The sequence below is a fragment of the Rivihabitans pingtungensis genome, from assembly GCF_003201855.1.
Classification (GTDB): Bacteria; Pseudomonadota; Gammaproteobacteria; order Burkholderiales; family Aquaspirillaceae; genus Rivihabitans; species Rivihabitans pingtungensis.
This window is the reverse complement of the sequence record NZ_QJKI01000022.1, coordinates 17,524-43,660: the sequence shown is the minus strand read 5'-3', so window position 1 is coordinate 43,660 and position 26,137 is coordinate 17,524. Positions and strand designations below refer to the sequence as shown.

Sequence of the window (26,137 nt, the reverse complement as noted above, 5' to 3'; positions counted from 1 at the left end):
AATAGATTCTTTTAGCAGAATCTTATTATATATCAACAGCTTGGCGGTTTTTAGCCGCCGGACGTGAATAGATACTCCACCCCCGCCTCAGCCTGGCCGCCTAGCCCGCCACCCGCCCATACAAAGCCAGCCAGGCGTCTTCCAGTTGGCGGGCAAAGCCGGCCGGGTCCATCAGTGGCGAGGCTTGCATGCGCACGCGCAGGCTGTGGCGCAGGGTGTTCAGGTGTTCGGGCTGGCTGGCCAGTTGTTGGGCGATGCGCAGGTAGTCGTGTTCGTCGCGGGCGGCCAGTTCGGGCAGGCCGATGGCGGCCAGCAGCGCCCAGGTTTGCCGGCTGACCGGGGTGGCGCCGGGCCAGGTGAGCACCGGCACGCCCATCCACAGCGCTTCGCAGCTAGTCAGCCCGCCGGTGAAGGGAAAAGGATCCAGAGCGATGTCGATGTCGGCGTATTCATGCAGCAGGTCGGCATGAAACGACGCGCCCCGGCAGCTTATCCGCGCCGGGTCGATGCCGTGTTCGGCAAAGGTGTTGACCACGCGCTGGCGCAGGCCGGCGTCGATCAGCGTGCGCCATTTCAGCAGCAGGCGGGCGTGGGGGATGGCGTGCAGCAGGCGCGCCCACAACGCCAAGACGGCCGGGTTGAGTTTGGAGGTGTTGTTAAAGCAGCCAAAGGTGATATGGCCTTGGCTCAGACAGGGTGGCGGGGCCACCGTGGCCGGCGCCCACGGCGCGGGCTGGTAGCAAAACTTGCCGCGCGGCAGCCGCCACACGGGCTCGATGCACTGCGCTGCCACCTCGGGCGGAGCGTGCCAGTCGTCCAGCAGCAGCGCGTCGATATCGCTCAGGCCGGTGGTGGCAAAGTAGCCCAGCCAGGAGGCTTGCACCGGGGCCGGGCGCAGGGCAAAGGCGGTCAGCCGCGAGCCGGCGGTGTGGCCAGACAAATCCACCAGCACATCAATGCCGTCGGCGCGCACCTGGGCGGCCAGCGCGGCGTCGTCCAGCGCGGCCACATCGCGCCACTGGCTACAGGCGGCGATATTGCGGCTGACCCAGTCCGACACGCCGCCAGCGCTGTAGGCAAATACGCTCACCCGCGCCGGGTTGTGCGCGCGCAAGACGTCCTGCACCAACAGGCCGACGGTGTGCTGACAAAAATCCGCCGATACATAGCCCACTCGCAGCGGCCGGCCATTCAGCGCCGGGGCCGGCGGGCGCGGCTGGCGGCCGCCCACCCGCGCCTGCGCCCATTCACCCCAAAGCTGCGCCATGGTGCGACGCACCGCCGGGCTGGCGTCCGGGTCGTATTCCAGGCTGACCAGGGCATTGCGGCGGATCAGCGGGTGATCTGGCAGCACATGCACCAATTGCTGATACAACTGGCGCGAGGCGCGATGTTCGCCGATTTCCCGATACAGATTGGCCAGGTTGACATGGGCGCGATAGTCTTGCGGCGCCAGGCGGATGGCCTGCTGCAAACAGGCTTGCGCCGGGCTGACATGCCCGCTGCCCAGCAGCAGCGCGGCCACGTCCAGCAGGGCGTTGACGTCCTGACTGTGAGTGGCGTCCAGAATGCGCTGACAGGTGGCCAGCAGGGCATCGTGCTGGCCGGTGCTGGCGTGGGCTTGCGCCTGGGCAAGCAAGGTGGCGGTGGTCATGGCGGGCAATCGGCACAACAGGCAAGAAAGCCCGATGATACCCGAGGCAGGTTCGGTTCTCCGGATGCATCAGCTGGCACAGATTCGGTTTTCCGGACGCCGGAATAGGGCGTCAGCGCAATATTCTTTTAAAAACATCATGTTGAAAAACACAATCTGCTGTTGTGCCGCTGGCGCGCTATCTGCTGGAGAAACACCAGTCACCCCCGGACTGGAGCCCCACCATGTTAAAGCCGCCGCGCCGCCTCAGCGTTGCCCTGAAAATCTCCCTGTCGGTCACTTTGCTGTCGCTGCTGGGCTTTGCCTTGATCGTCGGCTATGGCGCGTTTGAACATATCCGCCAGGCGCGCGCGCAGGGCATGCGCGAAGCGGAATTGCAGGCCGAGCTGAAAGCCCGCTGGGTGGAAGAGCGCCTGCGCGCCGCGCTGGACACCTCGCGCGAGCTGGCCACCACTTATGAATCGCTCAAGCGCAGCCAGGTCAGCGACCGCGACATGCTGGCGCGGCTGCTGCTCAATGCGCTGGAGCAACGCACCGCGTTTCAGGGCATCTGGTCGGTGTGGGAGCCCAACGCCCTGGACGGCCGCGACGCCAGTTGGAAAGACAAACCCATGCACGATGGCTCGGGCCGCTTTGCCCCCTACTGGCGGCGTCAGGGCGGCGAGGTGCTCAGCACCGCCATGGCCGGCTACAGCGAGCCTTCCAGCCCCTATCAAACCCTGCTGACACGGCCCGAGCCGCTGCTGAGCGAATCCTACCGCGAGAGCTCGGGCAACCAGAGCCTGACCCTGATCAGCGCCGCCACGCCGGTGATGATTGGCGGCCAGTTTCTGGGTGCGGTGGGGGTGACGCTGGATTTGTCGCGCATCCAGGCCGACCTGGCGGCGGTGAAGCTGTACGACACCGGTTATCTGGGCCTGCTGTCCAGCCAGGGGCGCTGGCTGGCGCATCCGCAGCCTGACCGGGTGGGCCAGTCGGCGGCGGAGCTGCCGCAGGCGGCGCGCGCGGCGCTGGGCAAGGGCGAGCGCTACCGCTGGCGCAGCGACGACGGCCGCTGGATGGTGCTGGCGCCGATTCAACTGGGCGAAACCGTAGCGCCGTGGGCGGTGGCGGTGTCGGTGGATGCCGACGAGCTGGCCGCCGACGCGCTGACCGTGGTGCGCAACACCCTGATCACCAGCGCGCTGGGCTTTGTCGCCATGCTGGCGCTGACCACCTGGATTGTGCGCCGCACCCTCCATCCGCTGCGGCGCATGGCCGACGCCATGGACGAGCTGTCGCGCGGCCAGGGCGACCTCACCCGCCGCCTGCCGGTCAGCGGCCATGACGAAATCAGCCGCACCGCCGCCGCGTTCAACCGCTTTGTCGACTGCCTGCGCGATATGTTCGCCGAGGTCAAACAACACAGCCAGGCGCTGGACGCCCACCTGCTGCACCTGGTGGACAACACCGCCAGCGTGGCGCAAACCTCGGAGCAACAAGCGCAGGCCGCGCAGCGGGTGAACAGCAGCGTGGCCGACACCTCGGCCAGCATGGCGCGCATCGCCGCCGCCGCGCAAAGCGGGCGCGACGAAGCGCGGCGCACTGGCGATTTGTCGGGCGAGCTGGCCGGCGGCGTGGAAGCCACCGCCCAAGCCATCGCCCGCGCCGCCGACACCGTGGGCCAACTGGCCGGCGCGCTCAACGGCCTGGGCGCACGCTCCAGCCAGATCGGCCAGATTGTGGCGGTGATCAACGACATTGCCGAGCAAACCAATCTCTTGGCGCTGAACGCGGCCATCGAAGCCGCCCGCGCCGGCGAGCAAGGCCGGGGCTTTGCCGTGGTGGCCGACGAGGTGCGCAAACTGGCCGAACGCACCGCCAGCGCCACCCAGGAAATCGGCGGCATGATCAGCGCCATCCAGCGCGAAATGGCCGACGCCAGCCACACCATGCGCGATACCCAGGCGCGCATGGACGACGGCGTCAGCCAGGCCGAACACACTGCCCAGGCCATCAGCGGCATTCAGGACAGCATGTGCGCCCTGCTGGCCTCCAGCCAGGCCATCGCCCAAGCCACCCAGGACCACGCCCAGGCCAGTGAAACCGTGGCCAGCCACGTGCGCGACATCCACGACATGACCCGCGCCACCGACGACGCCATCCGCCACACCTCGCGCGCCAGCCACGAGCTGCAAGCGCTGGCGGCGCAGCTGGATGGGCTGGTGGGGCGGTTCAGGACGTGAGGGGGTAAGCGCAACCGCCACCGTCAGCACGCGGGGGTGATTTGCCTGGGTCTGGGCGGACGCAGCACGGTGAAGCGCATGAATCGGGTAGCGGCGCACCGCCCGGCGCCCGTGCTCAACTTGCAGTATTCGGCGTGCTGGCTGGTTTATTGCCTGCCCCGCGCAGGTGGGTAGCTTTTTGCAGCAGATCAAACCAGAACGGCGCGCCAAACAAGGTGGTCAGCGCGGTCACGCCCCAGCCCAGCGCCATCAGCAAGAAATCACTCAGGCCATAATTCCAGTGCGGGCCATCCGCCCCCCAGGAGAAAGGCGGCTTCTCCCAGCCTATCGGCAGACTGGTGACGCTCAGTTGATCCATGGCCACTTGCGCGTTGGCAAATTGATCGGCGCTGATATTGGCCGCCAGTGTCGGGTGCAACCACAGCACCTTGAACAAATGAAAAGTATCAATATTGAACACCATGGCCAGCACCAGGCCAAACACCACGGTCCACACCTGAATGGTGCGTTTGTACGCCCCGGCCAGTCTTTGCATGGATTGATCAAACCAGTAGGCCACTTCCGCCTCGAACTGCGACAGATCATTGCCGGCCCGCTCGTACATGCTGGACAGTGCCTGGCGCAGTTGCGGGTTGGGGATGTTCTGGATGGCGCTGCCCATATCGCCCGGCAGGGTTTGCAAGGTGGTCAGCGTGTCGGTCAGCGCGGTGGCAAACTGGCGCGGCGAGGCATACGAGGGCAGGCTCTCCAGGTCTTTGGCATTCACGGCCTGGCCATTGCCGGCCGGGTGAAACTGGGCGTTGTTGTACACCGCCTGCGCCATGTGGTTAAAGTCCGGGTCGTTGAGCAGTTTTTGAATGCCCTGCAACAAATACTTGCCGCGCAATTGCAGCATGGACGACACGCCTTCGTTGATCGAGCTGACAATCAGGCTGACAGCGCAATAGCAGGAAATCATGCCGATGGCGACTTCCAGAACCGTACTGTTGAACATGGGGGAGCCTTTCTGAGGGGGTTAAGTTTGCGTCACTTGCCGTCGTCCAACCCGGCAGGCCGTCGGGGGCACAACGCGCGGGCGGACGGTTTGTGAACCGAACTACAGATACACCAGCCATTCCAGCTCGCTGCTGGCGTCTGGCGCGCGCGCCTCGGGGGGCGGGCAGGGCAGCGGGATGTCCAGCGTGCCATTGGCGGCGCGCAGGCGCGGCTGATAGCGCGCGCCGGCCTGCTGGGCCAGGGTCAGCGGCGCGGGTGAGCGCCACAGCCGCCCGCTGCGGCCTGCCGTCTGCACCGGGCCCTGATCGCTAAAAGTGAGCGTCTGGCCGCTGACGCTGTCTTGCACGGTGAGCTGACAGTCGGCCAGCGTGGCGGCGTCGCCCAGCACCTGATAGCGCCAGTGGCGGCTGGCGGCCGACAGTTGCAACTGATACACCTTGCCTGGCTGGCGCGCCGAGGGTGGGCGTGGCGCATCCACGGTGAGCACGCCCCAGGCGTCGGCCGGGCAGGGGCCAAACCAGGCATCCAGCGCCTGCGCGTCATTCACCAGCAGCTGGTAACGCCCTTCCGCCACGCCGCTGATGCGCAAGGGCAGCCGCGCCAGCCGGGCAGCAGGGCTGAGCGCCTGCCAGACAGGGGGCGCGCCGCGCGCCGCCAGCGGGTCGATCAGGCTCAGCACGGCGGCCTGCACGGGCGGGTTCACCGGCCAGTCAAACGCCCAAGGCATGGCCGGCAGGCAGGGCGCGGCCAGCGGGCCGGCGGCGTTCAGCGCGCCACTGTTGCGCGGCCGGCATTGCCGGCTGTCAAAACACCACAGGCCCAGCGTGGCCGGCTGCGCCAGCGCGGTGTAATACAGCCAGTCGCCGCCCACCCCACTTAACCAAAAATGCAGCCGCGCCTGTTCGGCATCGGCCGCCCAGCTGTCGTCACCCTCTGGCGCCCACAGCACGCCGCCGTCGGCATTGGGCTGAAAGCGCAGCCCGCGCGCGGCCAGCCAGGCGGCGCTGGCGGCCGACGGCTGCACGCGCAGGCCCGGCCAGCGGCGGTCGGCAAAATACTCGTGCTGGCAATGCAGCGAAAACCACGCGCGCCAGCCGTTCATGTTTGTCTCCCCACTTGCGGCGCGGGCTGCGACACCGCCGGCAGCAGCTGGCGTGGGCCGCTGTGCAGGCTGAGCATGCGCACGCGAAACACCACTGCCGGCTGGTGCTTGGCGCCGAGCATGCCCCACAGCGTATTCATGGTGTTCAAGTCCAGGCTGCGCAGCTCGACGCTGAGTTTGCCCAGGCCAGGCGGAAAGCCCGGCATGTCGGCAGTGAACAGCGGCTGCGCCTGAAAAAACCCCAAGGTCAGGCTGAGCAGGCGCAGGGCGTCTTCGTAGCGGGCGCACAGGGCGGTGCACAGCATGTCCAGGTTCAGATGCAGGCTGGGCGCGGCCTGCGCCGGGCTGTAGCCGGGCGGCAGCATGGGCGCAGCGCTTTCGCGCTCGACATTCAATAAAGACATCACCAGACAATTGCCCAGCCCGGCGGTGGGCTGGCCGTCTGGCTGCACCAGGCTGGCCAGACGCGCCAGCGGCTGGGCGCTGGCCAGTTGCTGTTGCAGGGCGGCGTTGAGTTGTTGTTGCAGAAATTGCAGGGTGACATCCAGCATGGCGGGGCCTTTTGGGGGTCAGCGGCGGCCTAGATGCGGCCGTCCTTGCGCACTTCGCGGGCAATGCCGCGGGTGAGGTCGTTAAGGGTGATTTCGGCCGGCTGGCGGCGCACGGCCTGGAGGGCGGCGTAGCGCAGCACATTGCTGATCGAGCCGCCGCTGAGCGCGGCTTCGCTCGCCAGGCGGGGCAGGTCGCAATCGCCGGCCAGCGGGCAGGGCAGCGCCGCCAGGCCGTCGCGCCACAGTTGCAGGCGCTCGTCCGGGCCAGGCAGCGGGAAATACAGCATGGATTGAAAACGACGAGCAAAGGCTTCGTCGATATTGTCTTTCAGGTTGCTGGCCAGGATGGCGATGCCAGGAAAATCCTCGATGCGTTGCAGCAGATAGGCCACTTCCTGGTTGGCGTAGCGGTCGTTGGCGCTGCTGGCGCTGCTGCGCTTGCCAAACAGCGCGTCGGCCTCGTCAAAAAACAGAATCCAGTCTTGCCGCTGGGCCTGATCAAACAGCCGCGACAGGTTTTTTTCGGTTTCGCCAATGTATTTGGACACCACCTGCGACAAATCCACCCGGTACACCGGCAGGCCGGTGGCCTTGCCCAGCAGGGTGGCGGTCAGCGTCTTGCCCGAGCCGGGCGGGCCGTAAAACAGGCAGCGATAGCCGGCCTTGATGCGCCGCGACAGCCCCCAGTCGTCCAGCAGGGTGTGCCGGTGCTGCACCCAGGCCAGTAAATCTTCCACCTCGGCGCGCACGCTGGCCGGCAACACCAGATCAACCCATTCCAGCCCGGTGACCAGCCGCTGCGCCGGAAAATCCGCGCTGTGCTGCGGCTGGTGCGGGCGGTCGCGCAGCAAGAGGCTGAGCGCCTCGTCGCTGACGCGCAGCGGCATGTCCAGCCAGGCGCCGGGCTGGCTGCGGTCGCTGGGCGGCGGGCCATCCAGCACGCCATGGCAGCGCAGCGGCGCGTCGGCGTCAAACAGCTGCTGGGCGTGCAGCCGGCGGGCCATATCGTCGCCGGCCAGCAAAAACACCGCGGTTTCGGCGCTGGGCCAAAAGCCGCGCCGCTGGCTGGAGACATGGCCGCCAAAGGCGGTGAAGGGCTGATTGAGCTGGCTGTTTTGCAAGAGCAGCGCATCCAACGCCGCCGGGCGCAGATGCGGGGCCAAGGCCAGCGCCAGCACCAGGCGGGCATCGTCGTCCAGCCCCCAGCGCGCCAGCCACTGGGCATAAGGGCCATCGGCGGCCAGGGTGGGCGGCGGCGGGCCGGCCAGCGGCGCATCCTGAAAATACGCTTCCAGCGCGGCGGTGATCCACGCTTGCAGCCAGTCCAGTTCTTGACCCAGGGCTTGAGCGCGCAAGGCGTCGGCGTTCATGGTGTGTGTCTCCAGCGCACCTGGAGCAGTTCGCTCATCCAGGGCAGTTTGATCATCGAATATCCCCACGGCAGGCTGTCCAGCAGCATGTCGTAGGCGCGCGGCGCGACTTCCAGCCACAGCCGCTCACGCTGGCGCAGCAGACGGCCATCGCGGCGCAAAAAGGTTTCTTGCAGACCGGCCACCGAGGTGTGTTTCAGCTTGTCCCAACGCTGGGTGATCATATACAGCAGGCTGTGCGCCAACTCGTGCTCCGCCGGGTCGGCCGCGCCCGGCCACGGTGGCGAGGCGGCGGCGGGCAGGCCGCACAGCAGCTTGTTCAGCGCCAGCTGGTCTTCTGGCGCTTCAGTCGGCAGGCCGGCCAGGCGGTGCAGGGCAAACACCGCGCGCCCGCGCGCCAGCTCATCGACAAATCCGCCATCGCGCAGCCAGCCCAGCCGCTCGAAATACATCGACAAAAACGGCGTCAGCAACACCAGCCCGGCATTGTTCACCACGCCCAGACACACGCTGTCGTCGGCCTCGGCGGGCGCGGCGGCGGGGGTTTCTGGCGGCCGGGCTGGCGCGGGTTCACGGGCGGCCAGCGCCAGCCGCCAGGCGGCGTCCACCCAGTCGCGGGCGGCGTCGGCGCCCAGGGCGCGGTGCATGGCGGGCAACAACGCCAGTTCGCGCAGGCCGGTGCGCGCGCGCAACTGGGCCAGCAAAGCGGTCAGCAGCGCTGCCGGATGCCGGGCGCGGCCCTCGGCGCGAGAACAGGCGGCCAGCAACCCGGCCCAAACCCACACCAAACCCTGACGCCGCCAGCCGGCCGGCAAGGCCTGGCCCAGCGCCTGGCACACCGCCAGCCAGCGCGCCGCCTGCGCGGGCGGCAGCCACAGGCACAGCAGACGGGCCAGCGCCGCCGGCGGCAGGCTGGCGGCCAAGCGCGTCAACGCCAGCGGCTCGGCCAGCCCATCGCGCAGTTGACCACGCCAGTGGCGACGCCGGGCGGCCGAGGCGTCGGCCAGGCTGTTCAGCGCCGCCAGCAGGCTGGCGCGGGCCGTGCCATGCGGCGCGCCGCCACCGCGCAGCACCGCCCACAGCGTGGCCAGCGGCGTAGGCACAGCAGGCTGACGATAGCGCCGGGTGGGCGCGGGGGCGGGTGGCGCTGGCGACGCGCTGATCGGCTGGCCGGCCAGCCACTGGTGCAGCGCGGCGTCGGCCGGGGTGTGGGCGTGCAGGGTGCGCGCCAGGGCCACGCGCAGACGGTCGGCGTCCTGCCGGCGCAGCTGGGCCAGCGTGCGGGTGGCTTCGTCCAGCCAGCGCGCCGCCGACCAACTGGCGTCGGCCTGGGCCACGGTGCGCCACAGCGCCTGCCACAGTTGGCTGCGGCGCTGGCCCTGCTGGCTGGCCGGGCCGGGCAGCAGGGCCATGCGCGCCAGCCAGCTCAGCAAGACATCGGCCTGCGCCGGCGCCGCGCGGCGCAGGGCCAGCGCCTGGCTGGCCTCGGGCAGGCAGCGCGCCAATCGGGCGCAGGCGCGAGGGGTGTGCAAGGCCGGCCGCAGGCTGGCCAGCGCGTCGGGCGCGCGCCACAGCTGCGCCCAGGCCTGCGCGGGCGAGGCGCTGGCCAGCGGCCAATCGCCCTCGGCCAACCAGTGCGCCAACGCCGGGCGAGCAGTCGCCTGCTCCAGCGGCGCACGGCTGGCGTGCCGCCAGCTTGGGGCCGCCTCCCACTCGCGCCACCACGCCAGCGCGGCGGACGGCGCGCCACGCCAAGCCGGGCGGGCAGACCGCACAGGCAGGGCCGGCGGCGCGGGGGTGGCGGGTGGCGCGTGTCGATCCAGCGCCGCCGCCACCGCGTCAGCGTCGGCCTGCCAGGCCAGGGCCAGCTCGGCCGCCAGCACCGACAAGGGCATGGGCTGCAAAGCCTGCTGCGCCCGCCACGGCCACAAGGCCGCCACTGGCAGCCCCAACCGCGCCGCCAGCGCCGACCAGGCCAGGCTGTCGGCCGCCCCCAGCCAGCGCACCAGGCGGGCTTGCGCCTGGGCGGGCAGTTGCGGCAACGCCGACAGGCAGGCGGCCAGTACATCGCGCCAGCCCACTGGCGGCGCAGCCTCGCTGGCCAGGCTGGCGCACAGCGCCGACCAGACCGCAGGCGGCGTCGCCAGTGGCGGAGCAAGCGGTGGGCGCAGCCTGCTGGCCAGTTCGGCCAAGGCCGGCTGACTTTGCGCCCCCAGCGCCAGCGCCAACCGGCACTGCGCCAGCGACAGCCCGGCGCTGGCGGCCAGTTGGGTCAGCGCCGGGCCGAGCCAGTCGTCGGCGTCGGGCGCGGCCAGCCAGCTGGCCAACAGGGCATCGTGCCATTCGCCATCCAGCGTCTGCGCCGCCAGCGGGCCATGCCGCCAGGCGCGCAACACGCCATCCACGCGACGCAGCCAGCGCGGCGGGGCGGCCAGCCAGCGCCACAGCGGCCGCCGGCTGGCGGCTGGCAGCGCCCGCAACAAGCGGCGGCGCACCGCCGGGGCCGCCAGTTCAGCACGCAGACGCCGGGCCAGATCCGCCGGGTCGCGCGCGGCGCGGGTGGCCAGCCAATTGGCCAACGTCGGGCTGGGCTGGGCGGCCAGGAAAGCGCGCCAGGGGTCGTCAGCAACATCGGCGGCGTGCTCGCCGGGTGAGCCGTCCAGCTCGGCCAGCGCGCTCAGGGTGTGCAACAGGCTGTTGCGCGCGCCATGCGCCGGCAGCCAGTCGCGGGCGTGCTGGCTCAGCCGCGCCAGCAGCTCGCGGTACGCCACATTGTGGCGGGCGGCCAGTTGGCGCAGGGTGGCGGCGATAAAGCGGCGGCGGTTGAATTCCGAGCCGTGCCGCACCAGTAGGTCATGCACAATCACCGCCCACACGGCGCGTGCCACCGCGCTGGGCGTGCCCGGCAGCAGCGGCGCATGGCTGGGCGGCGCGCGCAGCTGCCGGGCGTAGCCCACGATATAGTCGGCGTGGCCGGGGGCCAGCAGCTGCACCACCTCGGCCAGGCCGTCTTCGTCCAGTTGGGCGGCCAGCCGCTCGCTCAGCGCAAGGGGCGGTGCGGCCAGCAGCGCCTGGCGCAGGCGCGCCGGCTGTTGGCGGGCGGCGCGGCGCAGCACCGGGCGCGGGGCAAAGCCAGCCGGCGCCTGGCCAGCCAGCCAATCCAGCCAGGCGGTGTCGGCGGTGGCCTCGGCGTGGTCAGCCGGGGCGGGCAAGCTGGCCGGCGCGGCGTGTTCGGCCAGTTCGTGCAATAGGGTCAGCAGGCTGTCGCGCGCGCCCAGCGGCGCTTGCGCTTCGCGCAGGCTGACGGTCAGCCGGCTCAATAGCGCGTGGTAGGCCAGATTGTGGCGGGCGGCCAGCTGGCGCAGGGTGGCGGCGACAAAGCGGCGGCGGTTGAACGCCGAGCCGTGGCTGACCAATAAATCCAGCAGGATCACCGCCCACACCTCGGCGCGAAAGCCGTCGCCATCGCGCGCCACCAGCGGCGCGCGCCGCTGTTGTTCGCGCAGCCGGCTGGCGTAATGCACGATATAGCCGCCCTGGCCGGGTTGCAGCGCTTCCACCAGCTGGCCCAGGCTGGCTTCGGCCAGGTGCTGGGCCAGCCGCGCGCTGAGCGCGCCGGGCGCGCGCTGGGCCAGCAAGGCGGCCAGCAGCCAGTCGCGGCGACGGGCCAGCGCCTGGCCAAACGCCTGATCCAGCGTTGGCGGGCCAGACCACGGCGCGCCAGCCAGCCAGTGCAGCACGGCATCGTGGTTCAGGCTGGTGCGGGCATGCGCCGGGGTGGGCAGCGGCAGTTGGCTGTTCAGCGCCGCTGCCAGCGCGCGCGCCACGCGGCGTGGCAGTTCTTCGGTCAGCGCCGCGCGCTCGATCTGGCCGATGTCCAGTTCCAGCCGACCCAAGCGGGCAGGCGGCCGGCCGGCCAGCGCCTGATCCAGCGCCTCGCCCAAGGCGCCCTGGCACAGCTCGGCCAGCTGCGCGGCCAGTGCCCGCGCCGGGGCGGGGTTGTCGTCGCCGGGCAGGCGCAGCGCCAGGCGCAGGCGGCCAATGCGATGCCGGGGCGCGTTCATGCCGCAGGCAGGGCGGCCAGCCAGTCGCGCAGCGCCTGGGCGCAGGCATTCAGCGTGGCCATGGCCTCGGCGCTGCTGTCGGCGCAGGCGCGGCGGCGGGCGTCGGCCCAGTCGGCGTAGCGCTGCTCGAAAGCCTGCATGGCGGCAAAGTCCAGCCAGTGGCAGCGCAGCGCCAGATGCGCCGGGGCAAACTGGCAGGCCAGGGTGTGCACATGGCGGCGGAATTCCGGGTTGCAAAAGCGCAGCGGCCAATCGGGCAGCAGCACGCTCAGCCGCAGTGCTTCATCCGCCGGCCAGGCCGCCGCCGCCGCGCCCTGCGGGCGCAGCAGCACATGTTCCAGCACATACAAGCCTTCGTCGGCGTACACCGAGGCCCAGGCCGGGCCATCGCGGCGCAGCCACAGCAGCAGGCGTTCGCGGGCGTCGATCATCTCGGCTTCGCTGTGGCCGCGCAGGATTTCCAGCTGGGCGCCATCCGGGGTGTCGAAATACAGCATGTGATGACAGCCGCAGTGGCTGACGCCCAGTTGATAGCGGCCACGGTCGCCGCCGTAGCGCAGCAGCATGGCCAGCAGTTGCGGGTCTTGGCTGACAAAGCGCAGCTGCGGCCCGGCGCTGCTTGGCGGGGTGCGGCCCAGCGCCAGCGGCGGGCGCGAGCGTGGATGGCGGACAAATTTTTGCCATCCACCCAGCCCCAGCCGGCTGAACAAAATATGCTCCAGCCCCGAGCCAAACGGCATGCGCTCGGCCAGGGCCATGCCGTAATCGGCGCCGTGGCCGCGCCGGGCGCTCCACAGCGGGTAGCTGGCCAGCAGGCTGGTTTTCCAGCTGGCCAGCTCCAGCAAAAAGCCCTCGACATAGGCCGGACGCGGGTCGAAGCTGGCCAGCAAGGCATTGTCGAAGCGCTCGTCAAAGCGGGCCAGCAGGTGATCCAGAAACTGGTTGCGTCGGGCCGGATGCGGGTCGGCGGCGGCGGTTTGCCGACGCAGGGCGTCCAGGTAATGGGCGGCGGCATCGCCGCTGTCCACGGGCGGGTCGGCTTCGGGCAGCCATTGCAGCCAGTGGCCAGTGGGCTGACAGCCGCAGGCCAGCTCGCGCACCCAGTGGGCGATTTCACGGGCGCCCAGGCAGGCGGCCTGGCTGTCTGGCCAGCGGCGCGGGCACACCGCCAGCACCTCGCCGTTGGCGTCGCACAGCGCCAGCCCCCAGCCGCCGTCTGGCCAGCGCCGTTGTCGGTAGTGGTGGGCGTGGCGGCCAAAAAACAGCAGGGCGTCGGCGCGTTCGGCGCGCGCGCTGGCGTCGATGGCCCAGCAGGCGCTGAGCAGCACGCGCTGCTCGCGGTCCAGCACGCGCAGGCCCTGCGCGCCCTGGCGCTGCACATGGCTTTCCAGCGGGCCGGCGGACAGACGGTTGCACAGCGCCTGGGCGGCGGCCTCGCTGGCCAGGGTGGCCACGCCGCTGGCCAGCAAGCGGCCACGGGCGTCATACAGCGCCAGCCGCCAGCCTTCGGCCTCGCTGTGCGCGCGCCAGCCTTGCGCGGCGCAGGCGGCGCGCACCTCGGCCAGCCAATCCTCGGCGCGGGCGTGGTTGGGCAGGCGCGGGCTGCGCAGGATGAGCGCGCCGACCAGATTGACGCAGACGATATAGCGCCAGTGCGGGTCGGCATTGTCTGGCGGCGGCATCAGCACGGCGGCGGTGTCCGGTGCATCCCACGGTTGCGGCGGCTTGCTGATCAGCGATTGGTAAAAATAACTCTGGCCGGGGTCACTCAGCGAAAACAGCTCGCGCGCATGCGCCAGTTGGGCAAAGGCATTGCTCAGCACTTGCTCGAACAGCAAGAGATACGCGCGCAGCTGGCGCACGCGGGCCTGGCGGTTAAGCGGGCGCAGCTGGGCGTCTTCTGGCCAGGCAAAGGCTTCGGCCAGGCCATAGCGCCCCAGGCCGTAGGCTTGCGGAAACTGGTGCTGCACCGAGACATAATCCGCCACGTTCAGCACGCGGCCGTCGGGCAGCTGGCGGTAAGCTTGTTCGTCGGTGGACAGCGTCACAGCGGTTTCCTGCGCCTGCGCCTCGGCGCGGCGCTTGAGAAAATACTGCTCGACGCGCTGGCGGTTGAGCGTCAGACGCCCGCCGGCGGCGCTGGTGACGCTGAATGGCCAGGGCTGGCCGTCGGCGGGCAAATCCACCAGCGGGGCTTCGTCGATGCCCAGGGTGAAATGGTCGCCGCCGCCGACAAAGCGCAGGGCGCGCACGCTGGCCACGCCGGCCACCGCCTGGGCAATGCGCACCACATCCTGCAAGGCGATCCGGCAGACCGGATTGGCCGGGCTGGGGTCGTCGATCCAGCCGCAGCCCAGTTCCGGGCCGTTGTAGCGCGCCTCGGGCGGCAGTTGGGCGGCCAGTTCGGCATCCATGGCGCGCGGGGAGGGGCCGGGCGACAGGCCCAGATTCAGGGCAAACAGCAGCGCGCCCATCACCGCGTCGGCGTCAGCGCCCGCGCTGAGGGTAAGCTCGCCTTGCAAGGGCAGGGCGCGCGGGGTCAGCACGGTGATGCGCCCCCAGTCCTGGCCCAACGGCCGCACCGCGCGCAGCTCGCGGCCCACATCGGCCACCAGCTGGGCATCTTTGCCCCATTTGAATTTTTCCACCCGCACATCCACCACGCCGGGGGTGTGCTCGCTGGGGCTCAGCCAGACGTTTTTCAGGCCGTGTACCCGGTCGTACAGCCATTTGCGCACGTCTTCCGGGGTGACCGGGGCGGTGGTGAGGATGCGGTTGCCGGTAAACAGCGTGTCGCGGGCGATCTTGCCGCGCGCGTCGGCCAGCAGATCGGCCACCGGATAATGGCCGCGCAGGCCCAGGTCCGTCAGCGCATAGCACAGCTGTTCCAGCATGGTCAGGCCGGGGTCGTGCTCGTTGTAGTCGCTCCATTGGTCGGACGACATGGCCTGGGTCAGCGCCACACCTTCGGCCAGCAGGGCGGCAAAGTCCATGCTGGCGGGCAGGGTGGCAGGAAAATCCGGCAGCAGCGGCGCTGAAGAGGCAGGCAGGCTCATGCGCGTCAGCCCTTGAGCGGGGTGAGCTGGCAGTCGATCTGCGTGGGCTGCCCCTGGGTGTTGACGCCAAAGTCGCAGCGGGTGCGCAGCGCCAGTTGATACAGCCCGCCGCTGGACGGCAGCCACTCAAACTGGATGGTGTGCCAGGGCAAAAAGCTGTCGCGGTCCAGATCCTGGCGCAAATGGCGCTCGCCTTGCTGGTCTACCATGGCGGTGGCGGTGTTGCTGACCCGAAAACTCGGTCGCGGGTCCAGCGTGTTGGCCAGGCAGCGCCAGTGCCCCGGCTGATCGCTGGTCACCGGCAGGGTGAACCAGTTGCCATTGGCCGGCACGGTAAAGCGGCGGGTGTCGCCGCTGGGGGCGGGGTCGGGCGCGGGGCCTGGGCTGGGGTCGGGCGTGGGCGGCGGGGCATCGCCTCCGGCGTCGGGCTGGCCGCCGCCGGGTTGATTGCCGCTGTCGGGGCTGGGCGCGGGGTTCTGGCTGCGCCACCAGGCGATGATCTCGCGCAGGGTGCGCACCTCGTCGCTGGTCAGCTCGTTGCGCGGCACAAACGAGTCGATCAGGTCGGCAAAGTCGCCACCGCTGGGGGTGGCGCCATTGGCAAAGGTTTTTTTCAGCTCATCGGGCCGTTTGATCATGGCGGGCGTCTCGCAAGGGCAGGGCGGGCAGGTCGGTCAGCGGCAAGGCCAGGGTGTATTCGGGCGGCGGCGCAGCGGCATCCAGCGCGGCGGCGCTGTCGGCCGGCGCGGTGTCAAACACCATCACGTCGGCGCCGATGGTCAGTTGGCCGATGCCATAGGGCAGGCTGTCGCGGGTCAGCGTGTGGTTGTCGGCCGGAATCAGCGCCGCCCACGGGCTGGATGGCGTCAGCGCGTCGTCGCGGCTGAGCCAGCGGGTGTGGCGCTGACCGTTCAGGGTGTAGACATGCAGGGCAAACAGCTGCTCGACGGTGTCTACATCGGGCTGGTCGGCCAGATAGACGTACAGGTCGTTCATGCTGCGGCCATCGCCGCCGATGGGCAGCGGCTGGCGCGCGTCGCTGCGCCAGGGCGCCAGCCAGGCCGATAGCGCGGTGTTCAGGGTGTGGCGCAAATAAACAAAATCACAGCTGGGGTTCACCGTGAGCTGGGCGCAAATCTTGACGGTTTCGTATTCCGGGGCAAACACCCACAAATCGCGCAGACCGGGCGGGCAGTGGGTCAGCAGGGCGTCGCGGATGCGACGCTGGCTGCTCACCGGCAAAGCCGGGCGCAGGCTGCCCACCGGGCGCGGGGCCACCACCAGGCCGACGCGACCGGCCGGCGGTGGCGGCGCCAGATACTGCTGGCGCGGGTCGTGGTTGGGGGTGATGCACTTGGCCTGACCCACTTCGGGAAACAGCTCCAGCGCCAGTTGCTCCAGGTCGCGGGCACGCTGGCAGCGCGCCTTGTGGCGCAGGCGCTGGCTGATGCGGGTGCGAAAATCCGCCAGCGATTCGCCCGCCTGACCGCCGACGGTGGCCAGCGCCTGCTGCACGCCTTGCAGGCCGCGCGGTTTGACCACCAGCGCCTGAATGCTGCCCGCCGGCAACGGGCCGGCGGCGTCTGGCTGCGCCGCGGTCAGCACCTGGGTGATGCTGGCCGCCTGGGTATCCAGCACGGTGATCTGGCTGTGCGCGTCCGGACGCTGGCTGATGGCGGCCAGCCAGTGGCAGCCGGCCGGCATCAGGGTGTTGTCGGCGGTGATGCGGCCTTCGTGGGTTTGCAGGCGCACCATGCCGCTGCCGGTCAGCGCCTCGCTGCTGTCGGAGAGAATATCGCCCGGCGCAAACGGCCACCATTGATCATGGCCCAGAAAAAACCAGCTGACGGCATCGCCCTGGCCGGGGCCCTGGCTGGCGCCCGGCCAGCCCTGACGCTGGGCGGCCTGCTGAAGCTCGGTGGGCTGCATGCCGAATAGCAGCGACACGGTCTGCCCCGCTTGCAAGCCGCTCAGGCCGATGTACAGCTGGCCCGGCGTGGCCAGGCCGGGCAGCACGGTGGCGCCGCGCACCGAGGCGGCGCGGTGGCCAAATGGCCCCAGATGATAAAAACACGCTTGCGACACGCCGCTGTCGTCGATCTGGCGCACACCATGCAGCGTGGCGCTGGCGCTGTAGTTCAGCCGCACGGCGCTGGCCTGCGGGGTGTAGGGCGCATTCGGCCACTTGGGCAAGCTGGCTGGCGGCGGCGCAGCCGGATTGGTAGCGGCTTGCAGCGCCTCGCGGCTGATGGCGGCGGCGGCGCGCAGCGACACGGTGGCCAGCACTTGCGGATAAATGGCATGGCCAAAGCCATCGGCCGGTGCGGTCAGTTGCAGGCTGACCGCACGCCATGGCTGCGCGGCGCCGCCCACGGCAGGCAAGGCAAAGCGCACGCTGGCGGCCAGCGGCGCGGCCGCGTCGGCGCTGGCGGTAAACAGCGGCACGGCATCCGCCTGGGTGCGCGAGCCATCGGCAGCGTCCACCCGCCAGGCACCCTGAAAACTGCCATTGCCCGGCGTGGGCGCCGGGTAGCCGGCGTAGTAGCTGGCCAGATCGGCCGGCAGGTTGAACCAATCCAGGTCCACGCTGGCGCGGGTGATCGGTTTGCTGGCCAGTTCGGCGTCGCTGAGGGTGAGATAGCTGCCGACGGTGGGCGCGTGGCCCAGCGGGGCAAAGGGCTGGCGGGTGTCCAGCAGGCTTTGCTGATTGGCCAGCTGCTGTGGCGCCAGGCCGCTGACCACGGTGTCCAGCCGCATGCCGGTGAGGCTGAGTTGTTGCAGATAGCCATAGGCCGGCACGGCGGCGTTGGGGTTGAGCAGCAGTTTCAGCCGGGGCCAGGGCGAATCGGCCCCGGCCTCGCCGGGGGGCAGCACGCCTGCGGCGGCCGGGGCTACTGCCGGAAAGGTTTCGGCCAGGGTCAGGCGCACTTCCACCCAGGCTTGGTCGCGGCTGGCAAAAATGGCGACATTGTCGGCCTGTCGCCAGCCGGCGGCGGTGCTCAGCCACAGGGTGCAGCTGGCGCTGATGGCGCGCAGCAGGCTGCCGGCGTCGGGGTTGCGCTGACCGTCGGCCACCAGGCTGGCGCGCACGGCGTGCAAATAGTCATCGGCCACGTCGGCAAACGGCCGCGCCGGGGCCGGATTGGGCTGGAAGGGAGAGTCGGGCAGGGTGGCCGGGCTGGGGTCGTATTGCAGGCGCAGGCGTACGCTGCGCCGGCCGCCGCGCAGGCTGAGCAGGGGCGAGGTGATCAGCAGGCCCACCTCGGCATCGGCCGCGCCTTGCGCCGAGCCGGGGCCAAACGCCGGCCAGCCCTGCGCCGGGTGCGCCAGCGGCGCGCCCTGGCCATTGGCGCTATTGGCCACGGGCGCCGCGCACAGCCGCGCCGGCAGGCCATCTGCGCCAAATTCGGCGCGCACGGCGCACAGCTGCGCCACGCGATCCTGATTGACCACCAGCGCCTGATCCAGCGCATAGCGCAGCGGCTGACCATTGGCCTGCTGGCCGGCGTCCAGCAGCAGGCCGGCCGGCGCCAGCACGCCGGGCTGGCCAGGGGCGGCCAGCAGGCTTACCCAGCCCTGGTCGGGTTGCGGCGCGCGGGCGCTCAGGCGCAGCACGGTTTGGTAATAAAAATCCAGATGGCGGCCAGTCAGCGCATTGGCGTCGGCCTGGGCGTGGCGCAGCAGGCGGGCAAAGGCAATCAGCAGCGCGGTATGCGGCTGGTGGCCAAAGGTGTCGGCCAGGCTGGCGTCAAAATAATGGCGCATCGGCGGCAGGCTTTGCCCGATGCGCTCGACAAACGACACATGCACGGCATACAGCTCGGGCGCGGCGTATAGGTCTGCGTCGCCGCTGCCGCGCCATTGCCCCAGCAGCCAGTCGGCGTCGGCGGCGGCCAGCCCGGCTTGCCAGGCAGCCTGCCAGTGGGCCCAGTGCTGCGCCCACTCCGGGTGCTCGGGGTGGTGCAGCATAGCCAGATACAGCGGCGAGAGTTGCTGGCGGATGAGGTTTTCCAGGCTCAGGCCCAGCGGCGTGCCCAGGGTGGCGCTGGCGCTGATGTCGCGCGCGGCCAGCGCCCAGTCGCTGACGCGGGTGAACAGGCCAAACAGCAGGTGCAGCAGGGCGCGGTCGCGCCGGCTGGGCTCGGCCTCGCTGTGCAGCACGCGATTGGCCTCGGCGTGGGTCAGCAGGGGGTCAAAGCACAGGATGCGCGCCAGCAAAAAGCTGATGTCGTCGCGCAAGAACACCTGCCAGTCGCCTTGGGTGACGCCGTCGTCGCCCACATCGCGCAGCTGGCGGGCAAAGTCGGCGATAAAGCACAGCAGTTGCGCCAGGTCGCGGTCGTCCACGGGCGCGCGCGCCGGGTCCAGCGCGGCTTGCGCGTCCTGGCCGCGCACGCTGCCGCGCCAGACGGCGAGTTCAGCGAGCCAGGCGGCGGACATGGGTGCCCTCGGCAAAGTAGAACGGGAACACCATATTGCTGCGGGTGTTGGTCTGGCGAATCAGGTAATCCAGCGTGATGCGCAGTTCGCCCTGCATGGCGCCGCTCAGGTCAAATATCACGTCTTCCAGCAGGATGCGCGGTTCGTAGCGCAGGATGGCGTCGGCAATCAGGCTGCGCAGCTGGGTGAGGGTATTCTGGTTCATGGCGTCGAAGACGTGCAGGTGCAGCGGGCAGCCGTAGTCGGGCAGCATCACCCGCTCGCCGGGCACGGTGGAGAACAGCACGGTGAGGCTTTGCCGGATGTCGGCTTCTGCCTCGACCATATCGGGCAGGCGGCGGCTGCGGTCAAAGCGCGGCGGAAAGCCCCAGCCCCGACCCAAAAACCCGGCGTTGTCGGCCAGCGCCATGGTCAGCCTCCAATCAGCACGGTAAAGCAGCCCAGCACCACGCTGCCGCCATGGGCGGTGGTGTCGCCCAGGCGGGCGGCCGGCCGGCTGTTGATCATCACCGTGGACGAGCCTTTGACGATGGTGTCGGGCGGGCCCACGCACACCAGGTTGTCGCCGACCACGGCGGCGGGCAGGCCGCCAATCAGCACGGTGGGCACGCACGGGCCAATCACCGGGCCGCCAACATGCGGAATCGGCGGCAGGCCGGGGGTTTGCATCGGGCAGGTGTGCATATCGGTCAGGCGGGCGGCGGGTTGTCCCATGGGGTGGCCTTTGTGCTCAGTTAATCATCACCAGCGCGCCCTTGACCGTGGTCTGGCCCGAGGCGCTGAGTTCGGCGGTGGCGCTGCCGCTGAGCTTGGCGCCAACCTGGGCGCTGGCCTCGACATTCAGGCCGGAGGCTTTCAGGTCCTGGGTGGCGGTCAGCGTGGTTTTGCCGGTGCTGGACGTCTCCAGATTGCCGGTGGCGGTGATCTTGATGTCTTTCGGGCTGCTGATCAGGATGCCGTCGCCCGAGAGTTTGATCTGGTTGCCGTGGCTGTCTTCAATCAGGATGGATTTGTCGTCGTCGCTCATCACCAGCTGATGGCCGCCAGGCGTGCTGGCGGTGAGGATTTTCTTTTCGTCGTTGAAGGTGAGCTTCAGCGTGCTGCGGGTGACGATGGATTTCAGGGTGTTTTTGTTGTCCGGCGTGGTGGGCGGCGGGCGCTTGCTGCTGTACAGGCTGCCCAGAATCACCGGAAAGCGCGGGTCGTTGTTGACAAAGCCCACCACCACTTCGTCGTCGATTTCCGGCATGAACTGCACGCCAAACTGGTTCGAGGCATACGGCGAGCCCATGCGCGCCCACACACCATTGCCGTCGGCGTCGAACAGCGGCAGCTTGATTTGCACGCGGGTCTGGTTTTGCGGGTCGCTGTCGATTTTCATCACCTTGCCGATGTGCAGGCCGCCGGTGGCCGGCAGTTGGCCGGCGGCGGGCGGCGGGGCGATGTCGGGTGTGGTTTCGGCAAAATTGCGCGCCGGCAGGCCAAAGCCCACTTCAGTCACCCAGTTGCCATCACCCGCCTGGTGAGACACGCTGGCGATGTAGGCGTCGCCATTAAAGCGCGCGCCCAGGCCGGCCAGCTCCAGCGTGGTGTTGGGCTGCGGCAGGGCATTGCCCTGAAACGCCACCGTGCCGCGAATGCGCGCCAGCCGCATGCGCAACAGGCTGGCGTCGGCCCATTGCTTGAGGTCGCCTTGCTCCAGCGGCGCATCTGATTGCAAACGCCCGGCGCCGGGGTTCAGCGCCTTGGCCAGGGTTTCGCCGCTGAGGTTGCCTTGCTGGTTAAGAGTGGGCGCGCTGCTGTTGGCGCTCAGCGCATCCTGGGTGCTGATGTCCCAGGCATTGGCCGACACCTGGCTAAGCTGCGGCCGGGCGTCGATGTCGGTGTGCAGCTCGCGCAGCGCCTCGCCGTAGCGCACCACCAGCCCGCAGGCGCTGCTGACCGCCGGCTTGGCGATGGTGAGCTTGTCGTCGTCCACCACGGCGATCAGGCCGTTGATTTCGGCACGGGTGAGCACAAAATCCCAGTCGCAGCAGTGATAGCGCACCAGCTCTTCGTAGCTGACGCTGGTGCTGTCCACCGTGGCCGACAGCCCGGCGTCGCTGATCAATTGCTGCATCACCGCCTGGTCGGTTTTGTTCAGGTAGACCGCGCTCTGGCGGGTGAGGGTGAGCTTGACCGCGCTTTCGGCGCATTCCAGCACCAGTTGCGCCACGCCGCGCTCGCTGACGCGCAGGCCATGTTTGACGATCAGGCCCTTGAATACCGTTTGGGTGTTCTGGTGATAGCCCAGGCGGATTTCCACCTTGGCGCCGGGCACAAAGGTGGCGCTTTCGCTCAGGGCAAAGGTTTCGTCGCTGGGGTCGCCATCGCTCACGGCAATGCGCGCCCAGCCGATGCGGTTGACTTCGCGCCGGGTTTCCACGCTGATCAGGTCGATATTGCTGGCCAGCGCCTTGCCGTCGATCAGCACATCAATGGTGGTCAGGTCGGTCTGGCCGGCCAGGGGAGAGACATTCATGGCGGCTCACAAAGGGGGAAAGACAATGCGCTGGCCGGGTTCCAGCTGGCGAAAGCGGGTCAGGCCGTTATGGTTGGCCACCATCAGGTAATGGCGGCTGTCGCCATAAATGCGCTGGCACATCAGTGGCAGGGTGTCGCCCGCCGCCACAGTACGAATATGGGTCATATCCGGGGAGTTCTTGCCGCTGAGCTTGGCCAGGTCGTCCGGCGACAGATATTGCTCAAAGCTGGGGGTGAGCTTGGCGCGCAAAGGGGCGCCATTGCTGTCGAACAGGGTGTAATCAATATTCAGCGAGGTCAGCCGGCATTTGAACGCCAGTCCGCCCCACACCACTTGCAAATAATTGGGGCTGTGGATCGTGCCGTTGTACTGGTACACCAGCTGTTTGAAGGCCTTGATGCTGTCGGCGACGGTCAACGTGCTGACCACGCCAGTGCCATCCAGATAAAAGCTGAACGACAGGGTTTCCGGCTCGATGCGGTGGTATTTGGTGGTGGTGCCGGCAGTGTCGGTGGTGTTGGCCGGGTTATAGCTGGCGGTGTGGCTGTGGGTGTAGCTGTCCGGGTTGATCTGCACGCTGTAGCTGCCCACCTTGCTGGTGAACTGCTCGTCGCTGTAGGCGGTGATGGTGAGTTTTTGCAGGCCCATGGCGCCGGGTCTCAGCGTTCGCGCTCGCGCTGGCGGGCCTGCGCCAGCAGCTCGCAGCATTCGGCCAGCACTTCATCGCGCCACTGCTGCAAACGTGCGTCCAGCGCCGGCTCGGCGCGCGCGCCGGGGGCGTCGGTGACGGTCACGTGGATGACCAGCTCGTCGATCTCGATGGCCATGCTCAGCTCCTGCGCAATTGTCGATAGGCAAATTCCAGGGTTTCCACGGCAATATCGTTCTGGTTGGCGTTGAACGCCCCCACGCTCCACTTTACCGGCCAGGCGTGGGCGCAGTTCCAGGTCAGCAAGGGCTGGCCGCTGGCATCCAGCAGAAAGACATTGAGATCCTGGCACTGCACCGCGCCGTTCCATTCCGATTGCAGCACCGACTGGCACCACTGGGCAAATTGCGAGCCCTTGGCCAGGATGCCGCGCTTGAGCACCAGATTGCCGTATTTCACCCGCCCGGGCAGCCGGTGGCTGAAGGCGTTTTCACCGCCTTCTTTGATTTCTTCGATTTCAATCTCGGTATCCAGGCCGGACACCTCGCTGAAGGCCGCGTCGTCGTCAGACGACGCGCCAGAAATCTGCACCTTGAAGTAAAAGCCGACGGGCGGGTAGTAGCTCATGCTCAGCTATTGGCGATGGTCAGCCCTTCATGGGCGATTTCCAGGGTTTCCACCGCCACTTCATTGCCGTCGGCCTTCAGGTCGGTGCCGGTGATCTTGGTCGGCCAGGCGTTTTGCAAGGTCCAGACCATGGTCGGGTTGCCTTTTTCGTCCAGCAGCTTGATCACCACCGGCACGCGCTTGATGGTGTTCATCGAAATTTGCGAATACCAGTCCCAGAACTTGTTGTCTTTGACGAAGATGCCTTTCTTCAGGGTGACATTGCCCACCTTCTTGATGCCGGGCATTTTCACCGTGGAGAAATCCTTGCTGTTGCCCGCACGGTATTCAATGATCTGGGTTTCTGTGTCCAGGCCGGACACTTCTTGAAACGCCAGGTTTTTCTGGTCGCCGATGTCCACCGAGAAATGGAATTTCGGCAACGGCCAAATGCTTTGATCTTGTGCTTCACCTGCCATGGTGACGTCTCCTGCTGGGATGAGGTCTCGCGCGCCCTGGCGCTGGCCTGGGCCGCGCGCGATGTCGATCTAGGGTCGTCCGGAATCAGGACGTCTGCATTTGCTGCTGGAAGGTCAGCTCGATGAATTCGGCCGGATGGACAATCGCCACCTTCACCGTCACCCGCATATAACCATCCAGAATGTCGTCGGCGGTCATCGTGCTGCCCAGGCCCACGGTCACGCTGAAGGCATCCGCCGCCTTGGCCCCGGCCAGGGCGCCGGCCTTCCACTGATTGGTGAGGAAGTTGGCAATCATGTTTTGCACCGCCACCCAGGTGGAGGCATCGTTGGGGGCGAACACATAGGTCATCACCGCCGCCTTGATGGACTGCTCCAGCATGATCAGCGTGCGGCGCACATTGATGTAGCGCCAGTCCTGGCTATTGCCGTCCAGCGTGCGCGCGCCCCACACCACCAGGCCACGGCCGGGAATGGTGCGGATGGCGTTCACCGCCTTGCCGTCCAGCGGTACGTTCAAATCCGCCTGATCTTCGGCGGTGAGGTCCACTGCCGGCGACACCGCCAGGGCAATGCTGGTATTGGCCGGCGCTTGCCACACGCCATCATTGGCGTCGATCTGCGCATACAGGCCCACCATGGCGGCGGCCGGCGGCAAGAGGTTGACCAGCTTGAGCATATCGTTGATCACGCGCTGATACAGCGGGCTGATTTGCAACAGCTGATTGTGGTTGCGCGTCACCGTGGCGGCGTCCACCGGCGCCGTAGCGGGCGTGGCGGCTTCGGCGCTGCCGTCTGCCGGCGCTTCGGCCGGGGCAGCGGGCGCGGCCGGCGCCAGGCTGCTGTACAGCGCCTTGATCTTGCTGGCCATGCTTGCTGCCGGCTGGGGGTTCATCGCCGCCAGTTCAGCATTCAAGCCCGCCACCAGCGCGGTCAGCGAGGCGCTGTCCAGCTGGGCATAGGTGATGGCGGCCGGGTCCACCACATTGAAGTTGAGCCACGGGTAATAACTGGCGCCGTAATTGAGGAAATTGGTGCCGATTTTGTCGCGAAAGCCGGCGCTGCCGGAAATCACGTCGGTTTTGTCATCGTAGTTGCGCGGCTGGTCGCCTTGCTGGATGTCGATGATGGCCATGCGGCTTTGCATGGTGTTGCAATGCGCCAGCGCGGCAGTCCACACCCCGGCCCAGTCGTCCACCTTGCCCAGCAGGGTAGTGTCCGGCGCCACCACCAGGGTAACGTCCAGCACTTTTTTCAGCGCATCAAACGGCGCCTGCTTGCCATTGCCGAGCTTGGTCGGGTCGGGCAGAAAGTCGGCCATGGCCTTGCCATTGACGGTGGCATTGGCGTAGCTGCCCACCGAAATCACATAGGCCGGGCCGCCGCCGTTGGCGAAGTACAGCATCACGCTGTGATACAGAAAGAACCGGGTCTTGGCGTCTTGCGCCACCGCCAGCGTGCTCGACAGCGAAAAGCTCGGGGTGGGCGCGCCGCCAAAGTAGCGGATGTAATCGGCCAGCGAGGCGATGTAGGTGGGGGTGTAGGATTTGTCCACCGGGCCGTCTGCGGCCTTTTCGGTGTAACCGATGAATACCGGAATGGCAGTGGCGACTTCCACCACCGAATTGGGGAACGCGTTCTTTTCGACGATGTACACGCCAGGAGTCTTGTATTGCATCATCCCTCCGATGATTGGGCGCCTCCAGCCGGGCGGTCAGGCCGTCGTGGCGGGCGGAAAAACCGACGGCGACAGGGCCGTCATACAGAAGTCGCCGGATGGCAGCCGGTTGGGTCATGCGCAAGGGATGTGTCGGCAAACGATTGTCATCCTGAGCGCGGTTGATTGTTATGGATTTTCCAGGCTATTTCAAGACTGCCAGAAACACTTAATCAAAACAGCAAATAACCTTGGCCAATCCGCTGAGATTTTGCTGCACAAAGCAAGAAACCATGTGCCAGATAGTGCACTTTCGCCATCTTCCGCCCGCCGACCATGCAAGATCAGAAAAACATATTATCTTGATGATTATAAAAATAAAATATCACTCCACCTCGGCAAGCTTATCAGCTACCCCAGGCCAGCTCACCACAACCACGCACAGGACAAAAGCAATTATGACCCAGTATTTATACGTAAAATCAATTCCAACACATTCAGCCTGAAACTTTCCAGCCCTGCGCCCGACTTCATGCAAACGTCAGGCAATGTCAGGCTTAGCCAGCCAGTAAGACAAATATCATGCATATCGTGGCAATTTGGCCAGAGATGGCGCAGTTCCCCCATGGCAACCGGCTTTTTGCCGACTTGGGCTGGCTCATGCGCAATATTCTGACCTGGATCAGCACACAGGCATCTACATACAAATAGATTGTTCGTTTGGTATGCTTGCGCCACTTGCCTGCCCAGGCACCGTCATCCCC

Annotated in this window: 19 protein-coding genes; 2 read left to right on the top strand and 17 right to left on the bottom strand. The window is 67.9% G+C overall.

Annotated features, from left to right (window positions below; genetic code table 11):
• Positions 1–100: 100 nt before the first annotated feature.
• On the bottom strand, positions 101–1,654 hold the full coding sequence (locus tag DFR34_RS13505) for an O-linked N-acetylglucosamine transferase, SPINDLY family protein (RefSeq protein ID WP_110391692.1): 1,554 nt from the start codon (positions 1,652–1,654) through the stop codon (positions 101–103).
• Positions 1,655–1,878: 224 nt separating this feature from the next.
• Here DFR34_RS13505 and DFR34_RS13500 point away from each other — a divergent pair, with 224 nt between their 5' ends.
• Positions 1,879–3,879, top strand: coding sequence for a methyl-accepting chemotaxis protein (locus tag DFR34_RS13500; protein ID WP_146215151.1), 2,001 nt, complete (start codon positions 1,879–1,881; stop codon positions 3,877–3,879).
• A 115-nt stretch (positions 3,880–3,994) separates the two neighbouring features.
• Here the strand turns inward: DFR34_RS13500 and DFR34_RS13495 are convergent, their stop codons facing one another.
• From DFR34_RS13495 to DFR34_RS13425, 16 genes are all read right to left on the bottom strand, one after another.
• Positions 3,995–4,873, bottom strand: a complete 879-nt coding sequence (locus DFR34_RS13495) for a hypothetical protein (protein ID WP_110391690.1) — start codon at positions 4,871–4,873, stop codon at positions 3,995–3,997.
• Between the two features lie 102 nt (positions 4,874–4,975).
• The gene (locus DFR34_RS13490) at positions 4,976–5,977 is read right to left on the bottom strand and encodes a hypothetical protein (RefSeq protein WP_110391689.1); all 1,002 of its coding nucleotides are present in this window, start codon (positions 5,975–5,977) and stop codon (positions 4,976–4,978) included.
• Complete coding sequence (locus tag DFR34_RS13485; RefSeq protein WP_110391688.1) at positions 5,974–6,528, bottom strand: Pvc16 family protein; 555 nt, start codon at positions 6,526–6,528, stop codon at positions 5,974–5,976. The genes DFR34_RS13490 and DFR34_RS13485 overlap by 4 nt, the downstream gene beginning before the upstream one ends.
• Positions 6,529–6,557: 29 nt before the next feature.
• Positions 6,558–7,898, bottom strand: a complete 1,341-nt coding sequence (locus DFR34_RS13480; RefSeq protein WP_110391687.1) for an ATP-binding protein — start codon at positions 7,896–7,898, stop codon at positions 6,558–6,560.
• Positions 7,895–11,962, bottom strand: a complete 4,068-nt coding sequence (locus DFR34_RS13475; RefSeq protein WP_110391686.1) for a contractile injection system tape measure protein — start codon at positions 11,960–11,962, stop codon at positions 7,895–7,897. Before DFR34_RS13475 ends, DFR34_RS13480 begins: the two co-directional genes overlap by 4 nt.
• Positions 11,959–15,018, bottom strand: a complete 3,060-nt coding sequence (locus DFR34_RS13470; protein WP_110391685.1) for a hypothetical protein — start codon at positions 15,016–15,018, stop codon at positions 11,959–11,961. Before DFR34_RS13470 ends, DFR34_RS13475 begins: the two co-directional genes overlap by 4 nt.
• Positions 15,019–15,023: 5 nt before the next feature.
• A complete protein-coding gene (locus DFR34_RS13465; RefSeq protein WP_110391684.1) occupies positions 15,024–15,656 on the bottom strand; it encodes a hypothetical protein in 633 nt (210 codons plus the stop codon).
• The gene (locus DFR34_RS13460; RefSeq protein WP_110391683.1) at positions 15,637–19,458 is read right to left on the bottom strand and encodes a baseplate J/gp47 family protein; all 3,822 of its coding nucleotides are present in this window, start codon (positions 19,456–19,458) and stop codon (positions 15,637–15,639) included. Before DFR34_RS13460 ends, DFR34_RS13465 begins: the two co-directional genes overlap by 20 nt.
• Entirely contained in the window at positions 19,436–19,867 is a 432-nt protein-coding gene (locus tag DFR34_RS13455) for a GPW/gp25 family protein (RefSeq protein WP_211309418.1), read from the bottom strand. Before DFR34_RS13455 ends, DFR34_RS13460 begins: the two co-directional genes overlap by 23 nt.
• 2 nt (positions 19,868–19,869) lie before the next feature.
• Positions 19,870–20,172, bottom strand: a complete 303-nt coding sequence (locus tag DFR34_RS13450; protein ID WP_110391682.1) for a PAAR domain-containing protein — start codon at positions 20,170–20,172, stop codon at positions 19,870–19,872.
• Positions 20,173–20,188: 16 nt separating this feature from the next.
• Positions 20,189–21,979 (bottom strand): type VI secretion system tip protein VgrG, encoded by a 1,791-nt coding sequence (gene vgrG, locus DFR34_RS13445; protein WP_110391681.1) that lies wholly within the window; start codon positions 21,977–21,979, stop codon positions 20,189–20,191.
• 6 nt (positions 21,980–21,985) lie between these two features.
• Positions 21,986–22,630, bottom strand: coding sequence for a CIS tube protein (locus DFR34_RS13440; protein WP_110391680.1), 645 nt, complete (start codon positions 22,628–22,630; stop codon positions 21,986–21,988).
• Between the two features lie 11 nt (positions 22,631–22,641).
• The gene (locus DFR34_RS17195) at positions 22,642–22,809 is read right to left on the bottom strand and encodes a DUF5908 family protein (RefSeq protein WP_158281834.1); all 168 of its coding nucleotides are present in this window, start codon (positions 22,807–22,809) and stop codon (positions 22,642–22,644) included.
• Between the two features lie 2 nt (positions 22,810–22,811).
• Positions 22,812–23,258 carry a phage tail protein gene (locus tag DFR34_RS13435; RefSeq protein ID WP_110391679.1) on the bottom strand — a complete coding sequence of 149 codons (447 nt, stop codon included), beginning with the start codon at positions 23,256–23,258 and terminating at the stop codon, positions 22,812–22,814.
• 2 nt (positions 23,259–23,260) lie between these two features.
• A complete protein-coding gene (locus DFR34_RS13430) occupies positions 23,261–23,716 on the bottom strand; it encodes a phage tail protein (protein WP_110391678.1) in 456 nt (151 codons plus the stop codon).
• Between the two features lie 85 nt (positions 23,717–23,801).
• A complete protein-coding gene (locus DFR34_RS13425; RefSeq protein ID WP_211309417.1) occupies positions 23,802–25,394 on the bottom strand; it encodes a phage tail sheath family protein in 1,593 nt (530 codons plus the stop codon).
• A 10-nt stretch (positions 25,395–25,404) separates the two neighbouring features.
• Between DFR34_RS13425 and DFR34_RS16945 the strand changes: the two genes are divergently transcribed.
• Positions 25,405–26,049 carry a hypothetical protein gene (locus tag DFR34_RS16945; RefSeq protein WP_158281833.1) on the top strand — a complete coding sequence of 215 codons (645 nt, stop codon included), beginning with the start codon at positions 25,405–25,407 and terminating at the stop codon, positions 26,047–26,049.
• Positions 26,050–26,137 lie beyond the last annotated feature (88 nt).